Consider the following 16,441-nt stretch of genomic DNA (forward strand, 5'->3'; position numbering starts at 1 on the left):
AGGTCGATAGCACGAACCGGATCCGGGATGTAGCTGTCCAGGTAGCCAGCCAGCTCGATGATTTTGCCTTCCCACTCTGCGTCGCCTTCCAGCGCTTTCAGCGCTGAACCGCGTACGATTGGCGTATCGTCGCCCGGGAAGTCGTACTGTGACAGCAGGTCACGTACTTCCATCTCAACCAGCTCCAGCAGCTCTTCATCATCAACCATGTCGCACTTGTTCAGGAACACGATGATGTAAGGAACGCCAACCTGACGACCCAGCAGGATGTGCTCACGGGTCTGTGGCATCGGGCCATCAGTCGCAGCAACAACCAGGATTGCACCGTCCATCTGCGCAGCACCGGTGATCATGTTTTTCACGTAGTCGGCGTGTCCCGGGCAGTCAACGTGTGCATAGTGACGGCTTGCGGTTTCGTACTCTACGTGTGCAGTGTTGATGGTGATACCACGCGCTTTTTCTTCAGGGGTGCTGTCGATCTGGTCGAATGCACGCGCCTGGCCGCCGTTGGTTTTAGCCAGAACGGTGGTGATTGCTGCAGTCAGGGTGGTTTTACCGTGGTCAACGTGACCGATGGTGCCCACGTTTACGTGCAGTTTGTTACGCTGAAATTGCTCTTTCGCCATGGCGATAATCCTTACGTTATGCCTTCATCATTGATGAAGGCATCAGTTAACAATTTTTAAACCGTAGCCTTATTTGCCACGAGCTTCAATAACGGCCTGAGCGACGTTGTTCGGCGCATCATCGTACTTCAGGAACTCCATGGAGTAAGAAGCACGGCCTTTTGTCAGTGAACGCAGCTGAGTTGCATAACCGAACATTTCGGAAAGCGGGACTTCAGCGTGAATCTGAACGCCGGTAGCGTTAGATTCCTGACCTTTAAGCATACCACGACGGCGGCTCAGGTCACCGATAACGTCACCGGTGTTCTCTTCTGGCGTTTCTACTTCAACCTTCATGATTGGCTCAAGCAGAACCGGGGTTGCTTTCTTAAAGCCGTCTTTAAACGCAAGAGAAGCAGCCAGTTTAAACGCCAGCTCTGAGGAGTCAACGTCATGGTAAGAACCGAAGTGCAGACGCACGCCCAGATCAACTACCGGGTAACCCGCCAGTGGACCAGACTTCAGCTGCTCCTGGATACCTTTATCAACGGCAGGGATGTATTCGCCAGGAATCACACCACCTTTAATGTCGTTAACAAATTCGTAGCCTTTCGGGTTTGAACCCGGCTCCAGTGGGTACATGTCGATAACAACATGACCATACTGACCACGACCACCAGACTGCTTGGCGTGTTTACCTTCAATACCGGTAACTTTAGAGCGGATCGCTTCGCGATACGCAACCTGAGGTTTACCGATGTTCGCTTCAACGTTGAATTCACGCTTCATGCGGTCAACGATGATGTCGAGGTGCAGCTCACCCATACCAGCGATGATGGTCTGGTTAGACTCTTCATCAGTCCATACGCGGAATGATGGGTCTTCTTTCGCCAGACGACCCAGAGCCAGACCCATTTTTTCCTGGTCAGCTTTGGTTTTCGGCTCAACGGCGATAGAGATTACCGGCTCCGGGAACTCCATGCGCTCAAGGATGATGACGTTATCCGGGTCACACAGGGTGTCACCGGTGGTCACATCTTTCAGGCCGATCGCAGCAGCGATGTCGCCCGCACGAACTTCTTTGATCTCTTCACGCTTGTTAGCGTGCATCTGAACGATACGGCCCAGACGCTCACGGTTTGACTTGACCGGGTTGAACACGGTATCACCGGTGTTAACCACGCCAGAGTAAACGCGGAAGAAGGTCAGGTTACCAACAAACGGGTCGGTTGCGATTTTGAACGCCAGCGCAGCAAACGGCTCGTTGTCGTCAGAGTGACGCTCAGCCGGTGTGTCTTTACCGTCGTCCAGCATACCGTTGATCGCGGTAACGTCAGTCGGTGCTGGCAGGTATTCAACTACCGCATCCAGCATCGCCTGAACACCTTTGTTCTTAAATGCAGAACCACAGGTTACCAGGATGATTTCGTTGTTCAGAACGCGCTTACGCAGAGACGTTTTGATCTCTTCTTCAGTCAGCTCTTCGCCGCCGAAGAATTTCTCCATCAGCTCGTCAGAACCTTCAGCTGCAGATTCAACCAGCTTCGCACGCCATTCATCAGCCAGATCCTGCATATCAGCCGGGATATCTTCGTAAACGAAGGTAACGCCCTGATCTTCATCGTTCCAGTTGATGGCTTTCATTTTCACCAGGTCAACAACACCGGTGAATTTCTCTTCTGCGCCGATTGCCAGCTGAAGTGGAACCGGGTTTGCACCCAGACGCACTTTCATCTGATCAACAACTTTCAGGAAGTTAGCACCCATGCGGTCCATTTTGTTAACGAACGCGATGCGTGGAACTTTATATTTGTTAGCCTGACGCCATACGGTTTCAGACTGTGGCTGAACACCACCAACCGCACAGTAAACCATAACTGCGCCATCAAGCACACGCATAGAGCGCTCTACTTCGATGGTGAAGTCAACGTGTCCCGGGGTGTCGATGATGTTGACGTGGTGTGGCTCAAACTGCTTAGCCATACCAGACCAGTAACAGGTGGTCGCAGCGGAAGTGATGGTAATACCACGTTCCTGTTCCTGCTCCATCCAGTCCATGGTTGCGGCGCCGTCATGTACTTCACCGATTTTATGGTTTACACCGGTGTAGAACAGAACACGTTCGGTAGTGGTAGTTTTACCGGCGTCGATGTGAGCACTGATACCGATGTTACGATAGCGCTCAATGGGTGTTTTACGAGCCATTTGATTCCTCTGATTCTGAGACGTTCATAGTTAAAAAAGCCCAGCAGGTAAGCCACTGGGACGCCCGCTGGGTTAATAACAACTACCTTGCTGTTACCAGCGGTAGTGTGCGAACGCCTTGTTGGCTTCAGCCATACGGTGAACGTCTTCACGTTTCTTAACTGCAGTACCTTTGTTCTCTGCAGCGTCAGAAAGTTCGTTCGCCAGGCGAAGAGCCATTGATTTATCACCGCGTTTACGAGCAGCTTCAACGATCCAACGCATTGCCAGAGCATTACGACGAACCGGACGGACTTCAACTGGAACCTGGTAAGTTGAACCACCAACGCGACGTGACTTCACTTCGACAGTCGGACGTACGTTTTCGAGTGCAACTTCGAAAGCTTCCAGACCGTCTTTACCAGCACGTTGAGCCAGGGTATCAAGTGCGGTATAGACGATTGATTCAGCAGTAGATTTTTTACCATCTACCATCAGGATATTTACAAATTTAGCCAGCAGCTCTGATCCGAACTTAGGATCCGGCAGAATTTTACGCTGACCAATGACGCGACGACGTGGCATGGAAATACTCCGTTGTTAATTCAGGATTGTCCAAAACTCTACGAGTTTATTTTGACATTAAAGTTAAAACGTTTGGCCTTACTTAACGGAGAACCATTAAGCCTTTGGCTTCTTCACGCCATACTTGGAGCGAGCCTGCTTACGGTCTTTAACACCTGAGCAGTCCAGCGCGCCACGAACGGTGTGGTAACGCACACCTGGCAGGTCTTTAACACGACCGCCACGGATCAGGATCACGGAGTGTTCCTGCAGGTTATGACCTTCACCACCGATGTAGGAGGTAACTTCAAAACCGTTAGTCAAACGCACACGGCAAACTTTACGCAGTGCTGAGTTTGGTTTTTTCGGGGTAGTGGTGTAGACACGAGTACAAACACCACGTTTTTGCGGGCAAGCTTCCAGCGCTGGCACGTTGCTTTTAGCAACCTGACGAACGCGTGGTTTGCGAACCAGCTGGTTAACTGTTGCCATTAAATAGCTCCTGGATTTAGCTTTTGCTTCGTAAACACGTAATAAATCACCTCGCATTTCTACGAGGAGGCAGAATTTTAGGGCTGTGCCTATAGGGTGTCAAGAAATAACCAGGTTTTCGCGTTTACCAGGCCACTTGCTGTTGATGCTTTATCGTCAGCGCAACGAATCCAGTATAGTCCAGACGGGCAACACTGGTCGAAATTTGAGCAGATAATCCGCGTGCGACAACATCCTCTTCCAGCACCCATAGCGTAGCCGGTGCCGCGCTGAGCCGGGCCAGCATTGTGCTGCCCTGCAGCGCGCCGGTGACCCCATCCTGCAGCAGCAGCAGGTCATCCTCCGGGCGCAGCAGCAGCAGCAGCGTTTCGATGTCGCACTGCCAGGGGGAGTTCATCAGCGTATAAAGCATGGCAGTTTCTCAAAAACAGATAATGCGATCGAAGGAGGCAAGCGTCTGGCGTAATGCGTCACTCTCCAGCACCTGGGCTGTTAACACGCGCTCTGCGCTCAGGCTCACTCCGCGCGCCAGTAGCGAATGCTGACAGATATAGCACTGCTCAATATCATAAAGCGCCAGCACACCAAAGGTGGCGATATAGTCGCGCGCCAGTATAGTTTTCGGCTGCTGCTGCTCAGTCAGCTGCAGCACACCGTCACCGATAAAAAAGAGGCCAACATCTTCGCTCAGGGCGCCGGTAGCCAGAACGGCATCCAGCCCTTCCCTGCCGGCACTGCTGCCGTGTGGCGCGCGGGTAAAGAGGAACGCAACGCGGTTCATCAGAATTGCACCAGACGATCGCAGCTGAGCGCCGCTTCAGCCAGTGCACCCAGACCGCTGAGTTCAAAACCCGGCTGCAGATTGCTGCCCGCCAGCTGCAAACGCGCGGCCTCCTGCCGATCGGTAATGCCACGCCGCAGCGCGGCAGCCACGCAGACGTTAAGCGCGACACCGCAGGCGTCGTGCAGCTGCTGCCAGCTGCGCACAATGTCAGCTTCGTCACTGGCAGGTGCGCTCAGCTCACTGGCGTTCAGCACACCTTCACGGTAAAAAAATATGCTCTCCAGCACGTGGCCTGCAGCAATCAGCGCGCGGGCAAACAGCAGCGCGCTGGTCGCGTTCTGGGTGCCGTAAGCCGGCCCGGTCACCAGCAGGGTATAGCGCATCAGCGATCCTGTCCCTGAAAATCGCCGTTCTTAAACTGACGTATGTAGAGATAGACCGTATGCCTCGAGATATTCAGACGGGCGGCAACCTGATTGATGGCATCCTTGATGTCAAAAATGCCTTTCTCATACAGATTAAGCACGATCTGCCGGTTCTTGGCGTTGTTAGAGACGTTGCGATCCGCGCTGACCTCTTCAATGGTGAACTCCAGCGTCTGCATCACCAGATCTTCTACCGAACTGGCAAAGTTTACGCTTGAGTCGACCTGCTGCATCTCTGGCGGCATAAAGGTTGACATGATTTGCGAGAACGGTACATCCAGATTCATATTGATGCAGAGCAAACCAATGACGCGCTGCTGGCGATTACGAATAGCAATGGTGACCGATTTCATCAGGACACCGCTTTTGGCGCGCGTAAAGTAGGCGCGGGAGACATTGCTGTCAGCGCCATGCATATCATGCAGCATGCGCAGCGCCAGATCGGTAATCGGCGATCCGACTTTGCGCCCCGTATGTTCGCCGTTAGCAATACGCACAGCTGAACATTTCAGATCTTCCAGCGAGTGCAGCACGATTTCGCAGTGCGAGCCAATCAGCATCGCCAGACCGTCGACCACTGCCTCGTAAGATTTGAGAATATCGTAATCTGCTTGCTCAAAAGGGCGCTGCTCCAGTAAATCGAAGTCAGTCAGTTCACCGGGATTAAATGGATTAGACATCGAAGACATTACCCTACGTGGCTGGAGCCTGTCGCGACAGCATTGGGGCAGACTCATCTTATGATCATTATGCAGGCGTTAGTCTGGCAAATGTCGTCCGCTTTAGCCAGAGCTTTGCACATATGCAGCAGGAATTGAACGTGCGGGGGAATGCAGAGGGAACTGCCGCCCGAAGGCGGCAGAACAGAGCGATTACTGTGCTTTTTTCTCAGCAGCGGCCGGAGCCTGTGCTTTTTCATCCGCTTTTGGTGCTGCTTTGATATCCAGCAGTTCAACATCAAACACCAGCGTGGAGTTAGCCGGAATACCCGGTACGCCATTTTTGCCGTAGGCGAGGTTCGGCGGGATCACCAGTTTGATCTTGCCACCTTTTTTCACGTGCTTCAGGCCTTCAGTCCAGCCCGGAATGACGCCATCCAGACGGAAAGAGAGCGGTTCGCCACGGGTGTAAGAGTTATCAAACTCGGTGCCGTCGATCAGCGTACCTTTGTAATTGACCACAACAGTGTCGCTATCTTTAGGTGCGGCGCCGCTGCCCTCTTTCTCAACCTGATAGAGCAGACCAGATTCGGTCTTCTTCACGCCCTTCTCTTTCGCGAATTTTTCAGCAAAAGCGCTGCCTTTGTCAGCATTCTCTTTTGCATCTTTTTCCAGCTTCGCCTGAGCAGCACCCTTCACGCGACCTTCAAAGGCCTGCAGAGTCTGTTCGATCTCCTGGTCAGAGAGTTTGCTTTTACCGCCAAACGCGTCCTGAACACCAGCAATCAGCTGATCTTTGTCCAGTTTGATGCCCAGTTTCTCCTGTTCCTTCAGAGAGTTGTCCATGTAGCGACCCAGCGAAGCACCCAGTGCATAGGCAGATTGCTGATCTTCGTTTTTGAAAGCAGCATTTTTTGGTGCCTGTGGCGCAGCCTGCGCCGCGTCAGCCGGAGCTGCAGCGGTTTCTGCTGCCATCGCCAGCGGTGCATTAAGTGCGACAGCCATAGTGGTAGCTAACAATGTGACTTTAAACAGTGATTTCATCCTTTCTCCAAAACCGAAGCTTCAAACCTCGGGAATCATTGCGGACAGTGGTCCACACTATAACTTTACGCGGCAGTAACGAACACTCCCGCAGTGTAATTACCCGGTTAACCTCCGACCTTTTTTGCTTCAGGAAGTTTCATCTGAGATGTAGGCGCTGCGGGTAAATTCAATGGCAGGAGATAAACGCCGGGTAAATATCAGGTGATTCTGACCGTAAAGGCCGTAGAATCACGCCGGTTCATATCAATGCGCAGTACGATGACAGGAGGAGTAACGATGCAACAGACAGACTGGGATCGGCGCCTTGAAGCGCTGGAGAGCAAGCTGGCTTTTCAGGAAGACACCATTGAGCAGCTTAATCAGACGGTGGTCGAACATGAACTGGAGATGAGCAGGCTGCGGGAACATGTTCGCTTGCTGGTCGACAAAGTTAAAGCGGCAGCGCCCTCGATGGTTGCTTCGCCGTCGGAAGAGACACCTCCGCCGCATTATTAATACCTGCCGGCAGCAGAAAACAGAAAGGCCACCCGCAGGTGGCCTTTTTGTACCGGCAACGCTTAGTGGTTGCAGCCGCAACCGCCGCCGTGACCATGGTCGTGGTCGTGGTCGTGGTCGTGGTCGTGATGATGACCATCTGCGCCATGCACGTGACCGTGCGCCAGCTCTTCTTCCGTGGCTTCGCGGATAGCAACCACTTCCACGTTGAAGTTCAGGTTCTGACCAGCCAGCATATGGTTACCATCAACCACAACGTGCTCATCTTCTACTTCAGTGATTTCAACCGGCACCGGGCCCTGGTCGGTTTCTGCCAGGAAGCGCATGCCAACCTGCAGCTCATCCACACCCATGAAGACATCTTTAGGTACGCGCTGTACCAGATTGTCATCATACTGGCCATAAGCGTCATTTGCCGGGATATGCACGTCAAACTTGTCGCCGACCGCGTGATTTTCCAGCGCTTTTTCCAGACCAGAAATCAGGGAACCATGACCGTGCAGATAGTCTAACGGTGCACTTACCGGTGACTCGTCAACCAACACGCCATCTTCGGTACGAACCTGATACGCCAGGCTCACCACCAGGTCTTTTGCTACTTTCATGATATCTCCTAACCGTTGAGAACTAAGGATCCCGTCTCATTGGTCTATTTTTGCGTGCAATAACCAACCAGAAAGGTTTAAAGCTGAACAGATTTTATCCTGCAGAATATGCAGACCATTCAGCATTAGTGGCGCCGATTGTAACGGAATTCAACACCACTGTAAGTCTAAGCGTAAAAAAAGCTGTGCCGGCACGCTACTCGGGATGAAAAATGCCGATCACCTGCTCATTACTGCGGATCTGATCGCGCGCCTGCTTATCGGCCTCGCGCATCTGATGTCCGCATTTTACGCATTCCACCACATCGACACTGTTTTCGCGCCACATGGCCAGGGTGTCTTTTTCCTGACAGTGCGGACAGACCGCACCGGCGATAAAACGTTTACGCATTTTTTCCTGCCCGCCTGTTGTTCACGGAAACCTTAAGTGTATACCCTGCACACCGCAAATTGCAGCGATGGCCCTGAATAGCCCAGGCTGCCGGCTTACTCATCATCCCAGCCATTTATCTGCCGCTTTTCATGCTGCATCTCGCGCTGGAAGATATCCTCCAGTTCGCGTCGCGCTTCACGCACGCGGGAGACCTGCACGCTGTCATCATGGCCTGGCATCAGCTCACGCAGCATGCGCATATCCAGCCGGCGGAAATGCTGCTGCGCACGCTGCGCCTGATGAGGATGCATGCCAAGAGAGATCAGCGCCTTGCGACCAAGCTCCAGCGCACTGGAGAACGTTTCACGGGAGAATAGCGTGACGCCTGCCTGCAGCAGTTCGTGCGCCTCGACGCGCCCGCGCGCCCGCGCCAGAATCTCCAGCTGCGGAAAATGGTGCTGGCAGAGGTGCACAATGGTCATGGCATCTTCGGGATCGCTGCAGGTAATAACAATAGATTGCGCATTCTCTGCGCCTGCGGCCCGCAACAGCTCCAGCTCGGTGGCGTCACCGTAGTAAACTTTATAGCCATACTTGCGCATCAGGCTGACCGCAGAGATATCCCGCTCCAGCACCGTAATGCGCTTGTTGTTAGCCATCAGCAGACGCCCTACCACCTGCCCAAAGCGGCCAAAACCCACCACAATAACCTGCGGCTGATCGTCCTCAACAAAGGGCTTCTCATCACTGTCGTCTTTGTCATTAAAGCGACGAGCCAGAATCTTATCCACGCCCTGCATCAGCAGCGGGGTTGTCATCATCGAGAGGGTCACCGTGACCAGCAGCAGCGGCAGCTGATCGCCGCTGAACAGATGGGCGGATGACGCGGCGGAGAACAGGACAAACGCAAATTCGCCGCCCTGGCTGAGCACACCGGCAAACTGCAGACGCTCTGAACTGCGCAGACCGTAAATGCGCGCCAGCACGTAGAGCACCAGCGCTTTTATCGCCACCAGCGCCAGTACGCCGATCAAAATAGCCACGATATGCGTATAGAGCACGCCAAGGTTCAGCGCCATACCAACAGAGATAAAGAACAGGCCCAGCAGCAACCCTTTGAACGGCTCGATAGCCACTTCAAGTTCGTGCCGGTACTCGCTCTCCGCCAGCAGGATCCCGGCGATAAAGGTGCCCAGCGCCATCGACAGGCCCAGCGCATCCATAAATAGCGCCGAGCCCAGTACCAGCAGCAGCGAGGCGGCGGTAAACACTTCTCTGACGCCGGAAGCGGCAATAAAGCGCAAAATAGGGCGCAGTAAATAACGGCCGCCCACCAGCATGCCGGCAAAGGCCAGCACTTTCATCGCAACTTTAAGCCAGTCAACGTGTCCGCTGTCGCCGCCGGAGAGTAACGGCACCAGCGCGAGCGCCGGGATCACCGCCAGATCCTGAAACAGCAGCACCGAAAAGCCCAGCTGTCCTGATTCGCTGCGGTTCATTCCTTTATCGCGCATCAGCTGCAGCGCCATAGCCGTAGAGGACATAGCCAGACCGATACCGCCTATCACGGCCGCCTGCCAGCTGAAGTCACTTAGCCAGAGCAGCACACCGAGGATCGCCGCAGAAAATATCACCTGCGCCGCGCCGACGCCGAAAATTGAGCGTCGCAGTGACCAAAGTTTGGCTGGATTCAGCTCCAGGCCAATGATAAACATCAGAAACACGACGCCCAGCTCGGAGAAGTGCAGGATCTCATCCACATCGCTGATAAAGCCCAGCCCCCACGGGCCGATCGCAATACCTGCGAGCAGATAACCCAGCACGGCACCAATTCCCAGCCGGGCAGCAACAGGCACCACCAGCACCGCCGCCACCAGATAGATGACGCCCGCTGTCAGTAACGTTTCACCTTGCATTACACTCCTCCCTGCGGCAGTGGTGACGCGAGCCAGTCGCCGTAGGCGCGGGCAAAATGACGCAGCGTTTCAGGCGTCTGCCGCCGCGCCCAGTGAATCACCATCGGTGTCATCCAGTGCATACGGCACATCTGCGCCGTCAGCTCAAATGGCCGCATAATATCGCTCATCGGATAGCGGTTCAGGCCGTCGTGATGGTAGGCCGCTTCAGGCTCACCGGTGGTCACTACGCTGCGCCAGTATTTCCCCTCCAGCGCGTTCCCATCCACGCCGCTGGCAAAACCACGCGACAGTACGCGATCCAGCCACTCTTTCAGCAGGGCAGGACAGCTGTAGGTATAGAGCGGATGCTGAAATACGACGATCTCATGGTCACGCAGCAGCTGCTGTTCATAGTGAATATCTATAAAAAAATCCGGATAGTGCGCATATAAATCGTGCACGGTGACGTGTTCAAGTTCCCTGGCCGACTGCAGCAAAACCCGATTGGCGATCGAATCCTGTGACTCCGGATGGGCGTAAAGCAGCAAAACTTTTGGTGGCTGCGACATCCTTCCCCTCCAAAGCGTCGTCACCGCAGCGGAATTCCGCTACCATGCTCAACGCAACTAAACATTATCGAATTATGTTGCCGATAAATTACCATATTCTGACGACACGGCGCCTATGATTGTCTTTTCCGCACTACAGATACGACGCGGCACCACTGTGCTGCTGGACAACGCAACCGCAACCATTAACCCCGGCCAGAAAGTGGGCCTGGTGGGTAAAAACGGCTGCGGCAAATCCACCCTGCTGTCGCTGCTTAAAGGTGAAATCAGCAGCGATGCCGGCAGCGTCACCTTCCCCGGCAGCTGGGCGCTGGCGTGGGTCAACCAGGAGACGCCAGCGCTGAGTAAAGCCGCGCTGGAATATGTTATCGACGGCGACCGCGAATATCGTCAGCTTGAATCTGAATTAGCGGATGCCAACGCGCGCGATGATGGCAACGCGATTGCGCTGCTGCACGGCAAGCTGGATGCGATTCAGGCGTGGAGTATACACGCGCGCGCGGCCAGTCTGCTGCACGGTCTGGGCTTTAGTCAGGAGCAGCTGATGCGGCCGGTCAGCGACTTCTCCGGCGGCTGGCGCATGCGTCTCAACCTGGCGCAGGCGCTGGTGTGCCGCTCCGATTTACTGCTGCTGGATGAGCCGACTAACCACCTCGATCTTGACGCCGTGATCTGGCTGGAGCGCTGGCTGAAAAGCTATGAAGGCACGCTGATTCTGATCTCACACGACCGCGACTTTCTCGATCCGGTGGTGGATAAAATTATTCATATTGAGCAGCAGACGCTGATTGAATATACCGGCAACTACAGCTCTTTTGAGCGGCAGCGCGTCGCTAAACTGGCGCAGCAGCAGGCGCTCTATCAAAGCCAGCAGGAAAAAGTGGCGCACCTGCAGAAGTATATTGATCGCTTCCGCGCCCAGGCGACCAAAGCCAAACAGGCGCAGAGCCGCATTAAGATGCTGGAGCGCATGGAGCTGATTGCGCCAGCGCACGTGGATAACCCGTTCAGCTTCAGCTTCCGCGCGCCGGAAAGCCTGCCCAACCCGCTGCTGAAAATGGAAAAGGTCACGGCAGGTTATGGCGATCGCATTATTCTTGACGCGATCAAGCTCAATCTGGTGCCGGGATCCCGTATTGGTCTGCTGGGCCGAAACGGTGCGGGTAAATCTACGCTAATCAAGCTGCTGGCGGGAGAAATCGATCCGCTGGAGGGCAAAGTGGGTCTGGCGAAAGGCATTAAGCTCGGCTATTTCGCGCAGCACCAGCTTGAGTATCTGCGCGCTGAGGAGTCACCGCTGCAGCATCTGGCGCGTATCGCGCCAGCCGTACTGGAGCAGCAGCTGCGCGATTACCTGGGCGGTTTTGGCTTTCAGGGCGATAAAGTCAGCGAAGCCACCGCGCGTTTTTCCGGCGGCGAAAAAGCGCGCCTGGTGCTGGCGCTCATCGTCTGGCAGCGCCCCAACCTGCTGCTGCTGGATGAGCCAACTAACCATCTCGATCTCGACATGCGTCAGGCGCTGACCGAAGCGCTTATCGACTTTGAAGGCGCGCTGGTGGTGGTGTCGCATGACCGGCATCTGCTGCGCTCCACCACTGACGATCTCTATCTGGTCCACGACCGCAAAGTGGACGTGTTTGCCGGCGATCTGGATGATTATCAGCAGTGGCTGAGCGACCTGCAAAAGCAGCAGGCGCAGCAGGATGCCGCACCAAAGCAGGATAATGCCAATAGCGCTCAGTCGCGCAAAGATCAGAAGCGTCGTGATGCTGAGCTGCGCGCGCAGACGCAGCCGCTGCGCAAAGAGATTGAGAAGCTGGAGAAGCAGATGGCTAAGTGGCAGAGTCAGCTGAGCGAGGCTGAAGCCCTGCTGGCCGACAGCGCGATTTACGATCAAAGCCGCAAAGCCGATTTAACCGCCGCCCTGCAGCGCCAGGCGGAGAGCAAATCGGCGCTGGAAGACGTCGAAATGGCGTGGCTGGATGCGCAGGAGCAGCTGGAACAGATGCTGGCGAATTAGCGGCCAGCATCTATGCCGACCCTGCAGCTTTTCTCTCTTCTGCAGGGTTGGCATTCATGCCGTCCAGCCCATCACCGCAATGAACGTCTCCATGACGGATCTGTCTCTTTTGTAGGGGCGGCATTTATGCCGACCTGGCTCATCACCGCAACGGGTTAAAACGGCACATCCCCCAGCACCGTCGCGCGATGCATAATCCTGCGCGCCGGATAGTAATCGGCATTAGCGTAATGCTGCGTCATGCGGTTATCCCAGATAGCGATATCGTTCTCCTGCCAGCGCCAGCGCACCTGAAACTCCGGCTTCGTGGCGTGCGCAAACAGATAGTTCAGCAGCGCGTCGCTCTCTTTTTCACTGACGCCCAGCAGACGCGTGGTAAACCCCTCGTTCACAAACAGCGCCTTACGCCCGCTGACCGGATGGGTGCGGATCGCCGGATGCCGGACCGGGGGATGCTTAGCCACCGCCTGCTGCCAGCGCTGATGCTCCTCCGGCGTGCGGCGATATTTATACTCCTGAAACGACTTCTTAAAATCGTGCTCCGCCTGTAACCCGCTCAGCAGCTGCTTAACCGGCTCAGAAAGGGTTTCATAAGCGGCAATTCCGCTGCTCCAGAGCGTATCGCCCCCGCTTTCCGGCAGCAGTTTCGCGGCCAGCAGAGCAATGGCCGGCGGCGTTTCAATAAAGGTGACATCGGTATGCCAGTTGTCGTTATCCGGCGGATTATCCTGATGGGTATCCAGCTCGATGATCTCTTCCACGCCAGCCGCATGCGGATAGACCGGATGAATATGCAGATCGCCAAAACGCACCGCCAGCGCCCGCTGCTGCTGCGGCGTAATCACCTGGTTGCGTAAAAACAGCACCTGATGGCGCAGCAGGCCGTGATAGAGCTGTTCAAACTGCGCATCGCTCAGCGGACGGCTGAGATCGACATCGCTGACCTGCGCACCGATCCAGGGGCCCAGCGCGGTAAAAGTAAGACGTTCGTTCATTGCTGCTCTCCATACCAGGGCGTCAGGCGGCGTTGCAGCGCGCGCAGACCCACTTCTAAACTAAATGCGATAACGGCAATGACGCCGATACCCGCCAGTACCACATCCGTAGCAAGAAACTCTCCTGCCGACTGCACCATAAACCCCAGGCCCCGCGTGGCAGCGATAAGCTCTGCAGCCACCAGCGTTGACCAGCCGACGCCCAGCCCGATACGCAGACCGGTCAGGATCTCCGGCAGCGCGCCCGGCAGGATCACAAAGCGCAGCAATTGCCAGCGGGATGCGCCAAGCGCCTGTGCCGCGCGCACGCGGACCTGCCGGCAGTTTTTCACGCCAGCCAGCGTGGCCAGCGTCACCGGCGCAAAAATCGCCAGATAGATAAGTAAAATCTTTGAGGTTTCACCAATACCAAACCAGATCACCATCAGCGGCAGGTAGGCCAGCGGCGGCACCGGCCGGTAAAGCTCAATCAGCGGATCGAGCAGCCCGCGCAGCGCCGGGCTCAGTCCCATCGCAATGCCGGTCGGGATACCAATCAGCGCGGCAAAAAACAGCGCCACCAACATGCGCGTCAGGCTTGCGGCCAGATGCTGCCACAGCGTGGCGTCCATAAAGCCCTGCGCACTGGCAATCAGCAGCAGTTTCTGCAGCACCTGCTGCGGCGCGGGCAGAAACAGCGGCGCAATCAGCCCCAGCGCCGTCACGCCCCACCACACCAGCAGTAGCAGCGCGATGCTCAGCAGGCTAAGCGACAGCTGGCGTGACAGCGGCCAGCGCAGGCCGCGGGTGCGCGCTGCACCGCGTTTCTCATCAATAACTGCACTCATACAAACGCCTCCCGCCGGGCAAACACCTGATTCAGCACATATTCACGACGTTCGATAAACGCCGGATCGGATTTGATGCTGCGGCACGGTTCGCCATCCGCGAAGCGCTGACCAAAATTGAGCCTGAGCCGTTCCACTATGCGCCCCGGTCCGGGCGACAGCAGCACCAGTTCGCTGGCCAGAAACACCGCTTCTTCTATGTCATGGGTAATCAGCAGGATCTGCTTGCCGGTGTCGCGCCACAGCGTCAGCAACAGGGTTTGCATCTGCTCGCGGGTAAACGCATCCAGCGCGCCAAAGGGCTCATCTAACAGCAGCAGCTGCGGATCGGCCGCCAGCGCACGCGCAATCCCCACGCGCTGACGCTGCCCCCCGGAGAGCTGCCAGATAAAACGCTTTTCTGCCCCCTCCAGTCCGACGTTGCGAATCAGCCGGCGGGCAACGGCATGGCGCTCCGCTTTTGCCATACCGGCCAGCTGCAGGCCAAATGCCACGTTATCGATCACATTGCGCCACGGCAGCAGCCCTTCGTTCTGAAACACCACGCCGCGGCTGGCGTCTGGCCCGGTCACCGCTTTGCCATCGAGCGTAATGCTGCCGGACTCCAGCGGCAGAAAACCGGCAATCAGGTTCAGCAGCGTGGTTTTGCCACAGCCGGATGGACCCAGCACCACCAGCAATTCACGGCTATCCAGCTGCAGGTTGATATCCTGCAGCGCGGGCTGACCGGCGTAACGTGCGTTGAGATGCGTGATGCTGAGCATATGGCCTCCGTTATTTCGCTAAAGGTGCAACAAAGCGGGTGGTCACAAAGCTGCTGTAGTCGCTGGCCGCTTCCGGCACCCGCCCCTGCTCTTTCAGGAAGTGCGCGGTATCAACAATGGCTTTATTCACCGGCTTGCCGAGTTGCTCAACCTGCTGTTGCGCCGTCAGATAGGTATTGCCTTTAACCAGACCCGGCACATCCCCTTCCGGTACGCCGCTCAGGCGCGACAGCTTGCTCAGGTTATCCGGCTGCTTCAGCCACTGTTCGGGCTGGGCGAGATAGGCCTGCTGTGCATCAATGGCGCTGCGGGCAAACGCAGTAACCACCTCCGGATGCTGCTGCGCAAAATCTTTACGCACCACCCAGACATCGAGCGTTGGTGAGCCCCACTGTCCCACCTGCGAGGAGTCGGTCAGCACGTGGCCCTCTTTTTCCAGCTCATTAACGGCCGGGGCCCAGACGTACGCGCCGTCAATATCGCCACGCTGCCAGGCGGCAACAATCGCAGGCGGTTGCAGGTTCACTAACTGCACCTGTGAGGGCTTAATGCCCCAGTGCTTCAGCGCCGCCAGCAGGCTGTAATGCGTGGTGGAGATGAAAGGTACGGCAATACGTTTGCCGATGAGCTGTTTCGGATCGCTGATCCCTTTTTTCACGACCAGCGCCTCGGAGTTACCCAGCTGTGATGCAAGCAGAAACGCTTCAATCGGCAGCTGCTGTGTGGCAGCGACCGCCAGCGGACTGGAGCCAATATTGCCAATCTGCACATCGCCGGACGCCAGCGCACGCAGCACGCTGGCGCCGCTGTCAAATTTGCGCCAGTCCACGGTTGCTCCGCTCTCACGGGCAAAGGTGTTATCCGCCTGAGCGACTTTGGCAGGCTCTGCGGAGGTCTGGTACGCCACGGTGACGTTGACTGCCCGTGCCTGAAACGCTATCAGTCCCAGTACTGCTGCCAGCGAGATTATTGTTTTTTGCATTGCCATCATCCTGTTCCCCGAAGTGAAGTTATGACGGCAGTGTCGCCAGCGGTGAAAGTTTCATAAAGGAATTAAAAATTATCCCTCATGCCAATCAGTTCTTAGATCAACATCAGGCAAGGCTATGCAAAAAAAGCAAATAGGCCGGACAGA

Annotated in this window: 19 protein-coding genes; 2 read left to right on the forward strand and 17 right to left on the reverse strand. The window is 55.8% G+C overall.

Going from position 1 to position 16,441, the window contains the following annotated elements; genetic code table 11:
* The 9 genes from FS690_RS15700 to fkpA all read right to left on the reverse strand — a co-directional run.
* Nucleotides 1-626, reverse strand: a 626-nt coding sequence (locus FS690_RS15700) for a GTP-binding protein (protein WP_145339883.1), incomplete at its 3' end; no start/stop codon positions are given.
* A gap of 69 nt (nucleotides 627-695) precedes the next feature.
* Nucleotides 696-2,810 carry an elongation factor G gene (gene fusA, locus FS690_RS15705; protein WP_039380834.1) on the reverse strand — a complete coding sequence of 705 codons (2,115 nt, stop codon included), beginning with the start codon at nucleotides 2,808-2,810 and terminating at the stop codon, nucleotides 696-698.
* A gap of 93 nt (nucleotides 2,811-2,903) precedes the next feature.
* Nucleotides 2,904-3,374, reverse strand: a complete 471-nt coding sequence (gene rpsG / locus FS690_RS15710) for a 30S ribosomal protein S7 (RefSeq protein WP_007886246.1) — start codon at nucleotides 3,372-3,374, stop codon at nucleotides 2,904-2,906.
* A 96-nt stretch (nucleotides 3,375-3,470) separates the two neighbouring features.
* Nucleotides 3,471-3,845 carry a 30S ribosomal protein S12 gene (gene rpsL / locus FS690_RS15715; protein WP_010616440.1) on the reverse strand — a complete coding sequence of 125 codons (375 nt, stop codon included), beginning with the start codon at nucleotides 3,843-3,845 and terminating at the stop codon, nucleotides 3,471-3,473.
* Nucleotides 3,846-3,969: 124 nt separating this feature from the next.
* The gene (gene tusB / locus FS690_RS15720) at nucleotides 3,970-4,257 is read right to left on the reverse strand and encodes a sulfurtransferase complex subunit TusB (protein WP_039380837.1); all 288 of its coding nucleotides are present in this window, start codon (nucleotides 4,255-4,257) and stop codon (nucleotides 3,970-3,972) included.
* Between the two features lie 9 nt (nucleotides 4,258-4,266).
* Nucleotides 4,267-4,626: a sulfurtransferase complex subunit TusC gene (gene tusC, locus FS690_RS15725; RefSeq protein WP_039380838.1), complete on the reverse strand. Its 360-nt coding sequence runs from the start codon at nucleotides 4,624-4,626 to the stop codon at nucleotides 4,267-4,269.
* A complete protein-coding gene (gene tusD / locus FS690_RS15730; RefSeq protein WP_108570293.1) occupies nucleotides 4,626-5,012 on the reverse strand; it encodes a sulfurtransferase complex subunit TusD in 387 nt (128 codons plus the stop codon). The genes tusC and tusD overlap by 1 nt, the downstream gene beginning before the upstream one ends.
* Nucleotides 5,012-5,734: a transcriptional regulator gene (locus FS690_RS15735; protein WP_065648594.1), complete on the reverse strand. Its 723-nt coding sequence runs from the start codon at nucleotides 5,732-5,734 to the stop codon at nucleotides 5,012-5,014. Before FS690_RS15735 ends, tusD begins: the two co-directional genes overlap by 1 nt.
* 192 nt (nucleotides 5,735-5,926) lie before the next feature.
* Nucleotides 5,927-6,757 carry an FKBP-type peptidyl-prolyl cis-trans isomerase gene (fkpA, locus tag FS690_RS15740; RefSeq protein ID WP_104086027.1) on the reverse strand — a complete coding sequence of 277 codons (831 nt, stop codon included), beginning with the start codon at nucleotides 6,755-6,757 and terminating at the stop codon, nucleotides 5,927-5,929.
* A 279-nt stretch (nucleotides 6,758-7,036) separates the two neighbouring features.
* Here fkpA and FS690_RS15745 point away from each other — a divergent pair, with 279 nt between their 5' ends.
* Nucleotides 7,037-7,255: a protein SlyX gene (locus FS690_RS15745; RefSeq protein ID WP_039380849.1), complete on the forward strand. Its 219-nt coding sequence runs from the start codon at nucleotides 7,037-7,039 to the stop codon at nucleotides 7,253-7,255.
* A gap of 62 nt (nucleotides 7,256-7,317) precedes the next feature.
* Here the strand turns inward: FS690_RS15745 and slyD are convergent, their stop codons facing one another.
* From slyD to kefG, 4 genes are all read right to left on the reverse strand, one after another.
* Nucleotides 7,318-7,860 (reverse strand): peptidylprolyl isomerase, encoded by a 543-nt coding sequence (gene slyD / locus FS690_RS15750; RefSeq protein ID WP_104086026.1) that lies wholly within the window; start codon nucleotides 7,858-7,860, stop codon nucleotides 7,318-7,320.
* Between the two features lie 196 nt (nucleotides 7,861-8,056).
* Complete coding sequence (locus FS690_RS15755; RefSeq protein WP_039380854.1) at nucleotides 8,057-8,251, reverse strand: YheV family putative zinc ribbon protein; 195 nt, start codon at nucleotides 8,249-8,251, stop codon at nucleotides 8,057-8,059.
* Between the two features lie 95 nt (nucleotides 8,252-8,346).
* Nucleotides 8,347-10,149, reverse strand: a complete 1,803-nt coding sequence (gene kefB / locus FS690_RS15760; RefSeq protein ID WP_094111211.1) for a glutathione-regulated potassium-efflux system protein KefB — start codon at nucleotides 10,147-10,149, stop codon at nucleotides 8,347-8,349.
* Complete coding sequence (gene kefG / locus FS690_RS15765) at nucleotides 10,149-10,700, reverse strand: glutathione-regulated potassium-efflux system ancillary protein KefG (protein WP_039380859.1); 552 nt, start codon at nucleotides 10,698-10,700, stop codon at nucleotides 10,149-10,151. Before kefG ends, kefB begins: the two co-directional genes overlap by 1 nt.
* 115 nt (nucleotides 10,701-10,815) lie before the next feature.
* On the opposite strand from kefG, the gene FS690_RS15770 reads away from it, so the two are divergent.
* Complete coding sequence (locus tag FS690_RS15770; protein ID WP_145339884.1) at nucleotides 10,816-12,720, forward strand: ABC transporter ATP-binding protein; 1,905 nt, start codon at nucleotides 10,816-10,818, stop codon at nucleotides 12,718-12,720.
* A gap of 155 nt (nucleotides 12,721-12,875) precedes the next feature.
* Here FS690_RS15770 and tauD read toward each other — a convergent pair whose 3' ends face one another.
* From tauD to tauA, 4 genes are read right to left on the reverse strand one after another with little or no spacing between them, the layout of a single operon-like run.
* Nucleotides 12,876-13,715 carry a taurine dioxygenase gene (tauD, locus tag FS690_RS15775; protein WP_145339885.1) on the reverse strand — a complete coding sequence of 280 codons (840 nt, stop codon included), beginning with the start codon at nucleotides 13,713-13,715 and terminating at the stop codon, nucleotides 12,876-12,878.
* Complete coding sequence (gene tauC, locus FS690_RS15780) at nucleotides 13,712-14,542, reverse strand: taurine ABC transporter permease TauC (protein ID WP_145339886.1); 831 nt, start codon at nucleotides 14,540-14,542, stop codon at nucleotides 13,712-13,714. Before tauC ends, tauD begins: the two co-directional genes overlap by 4 nt.
* Complete coding sequence (gene tauB / locus FS690_RS15785; RefSeq protein WP_145339887.1) at nucleotides 14,539-15,306, reverse strand: taurine ABC transporter ATP-binding subunit; 768 nt, start codon at nucleotides 15,304-15,306, stop codon at nucleotides 14,539-14,541. The genes tauC and tauB overlap by 4 nt, the downstream gene beginning before the upstream one ends.
* 10 nt (nucleotides 15,307-15,316) lie before the next feature.
* Nucleotides 15,317-16,297: a taurine ABC transporter substrate-binding protein gene (gene tauA / locus FS690_RS15790; protein WP_108570291.1), complete on the reverse strand. Its 981-nt coding sequence runs from the start codon at nucleotides 16,295-16,297 to the stop codon at nucleotides 15,317-15,319.
* Between the last annotated feature and the right edge of the window lie 144 nt (nucleotides 16,298-16,441).

The sequence above is a fragment of the Pantoea sp. PSNIH1 genome (genome assembly GCF_007680655.1).
GTDB classification, from domain to species: domain Bacteria; phylum Pseudomonadota; class Gammaproteobacteria; order Enterobacterales; family Enterobacteriaceae; genus Pantoea; species Pantoea eucrina.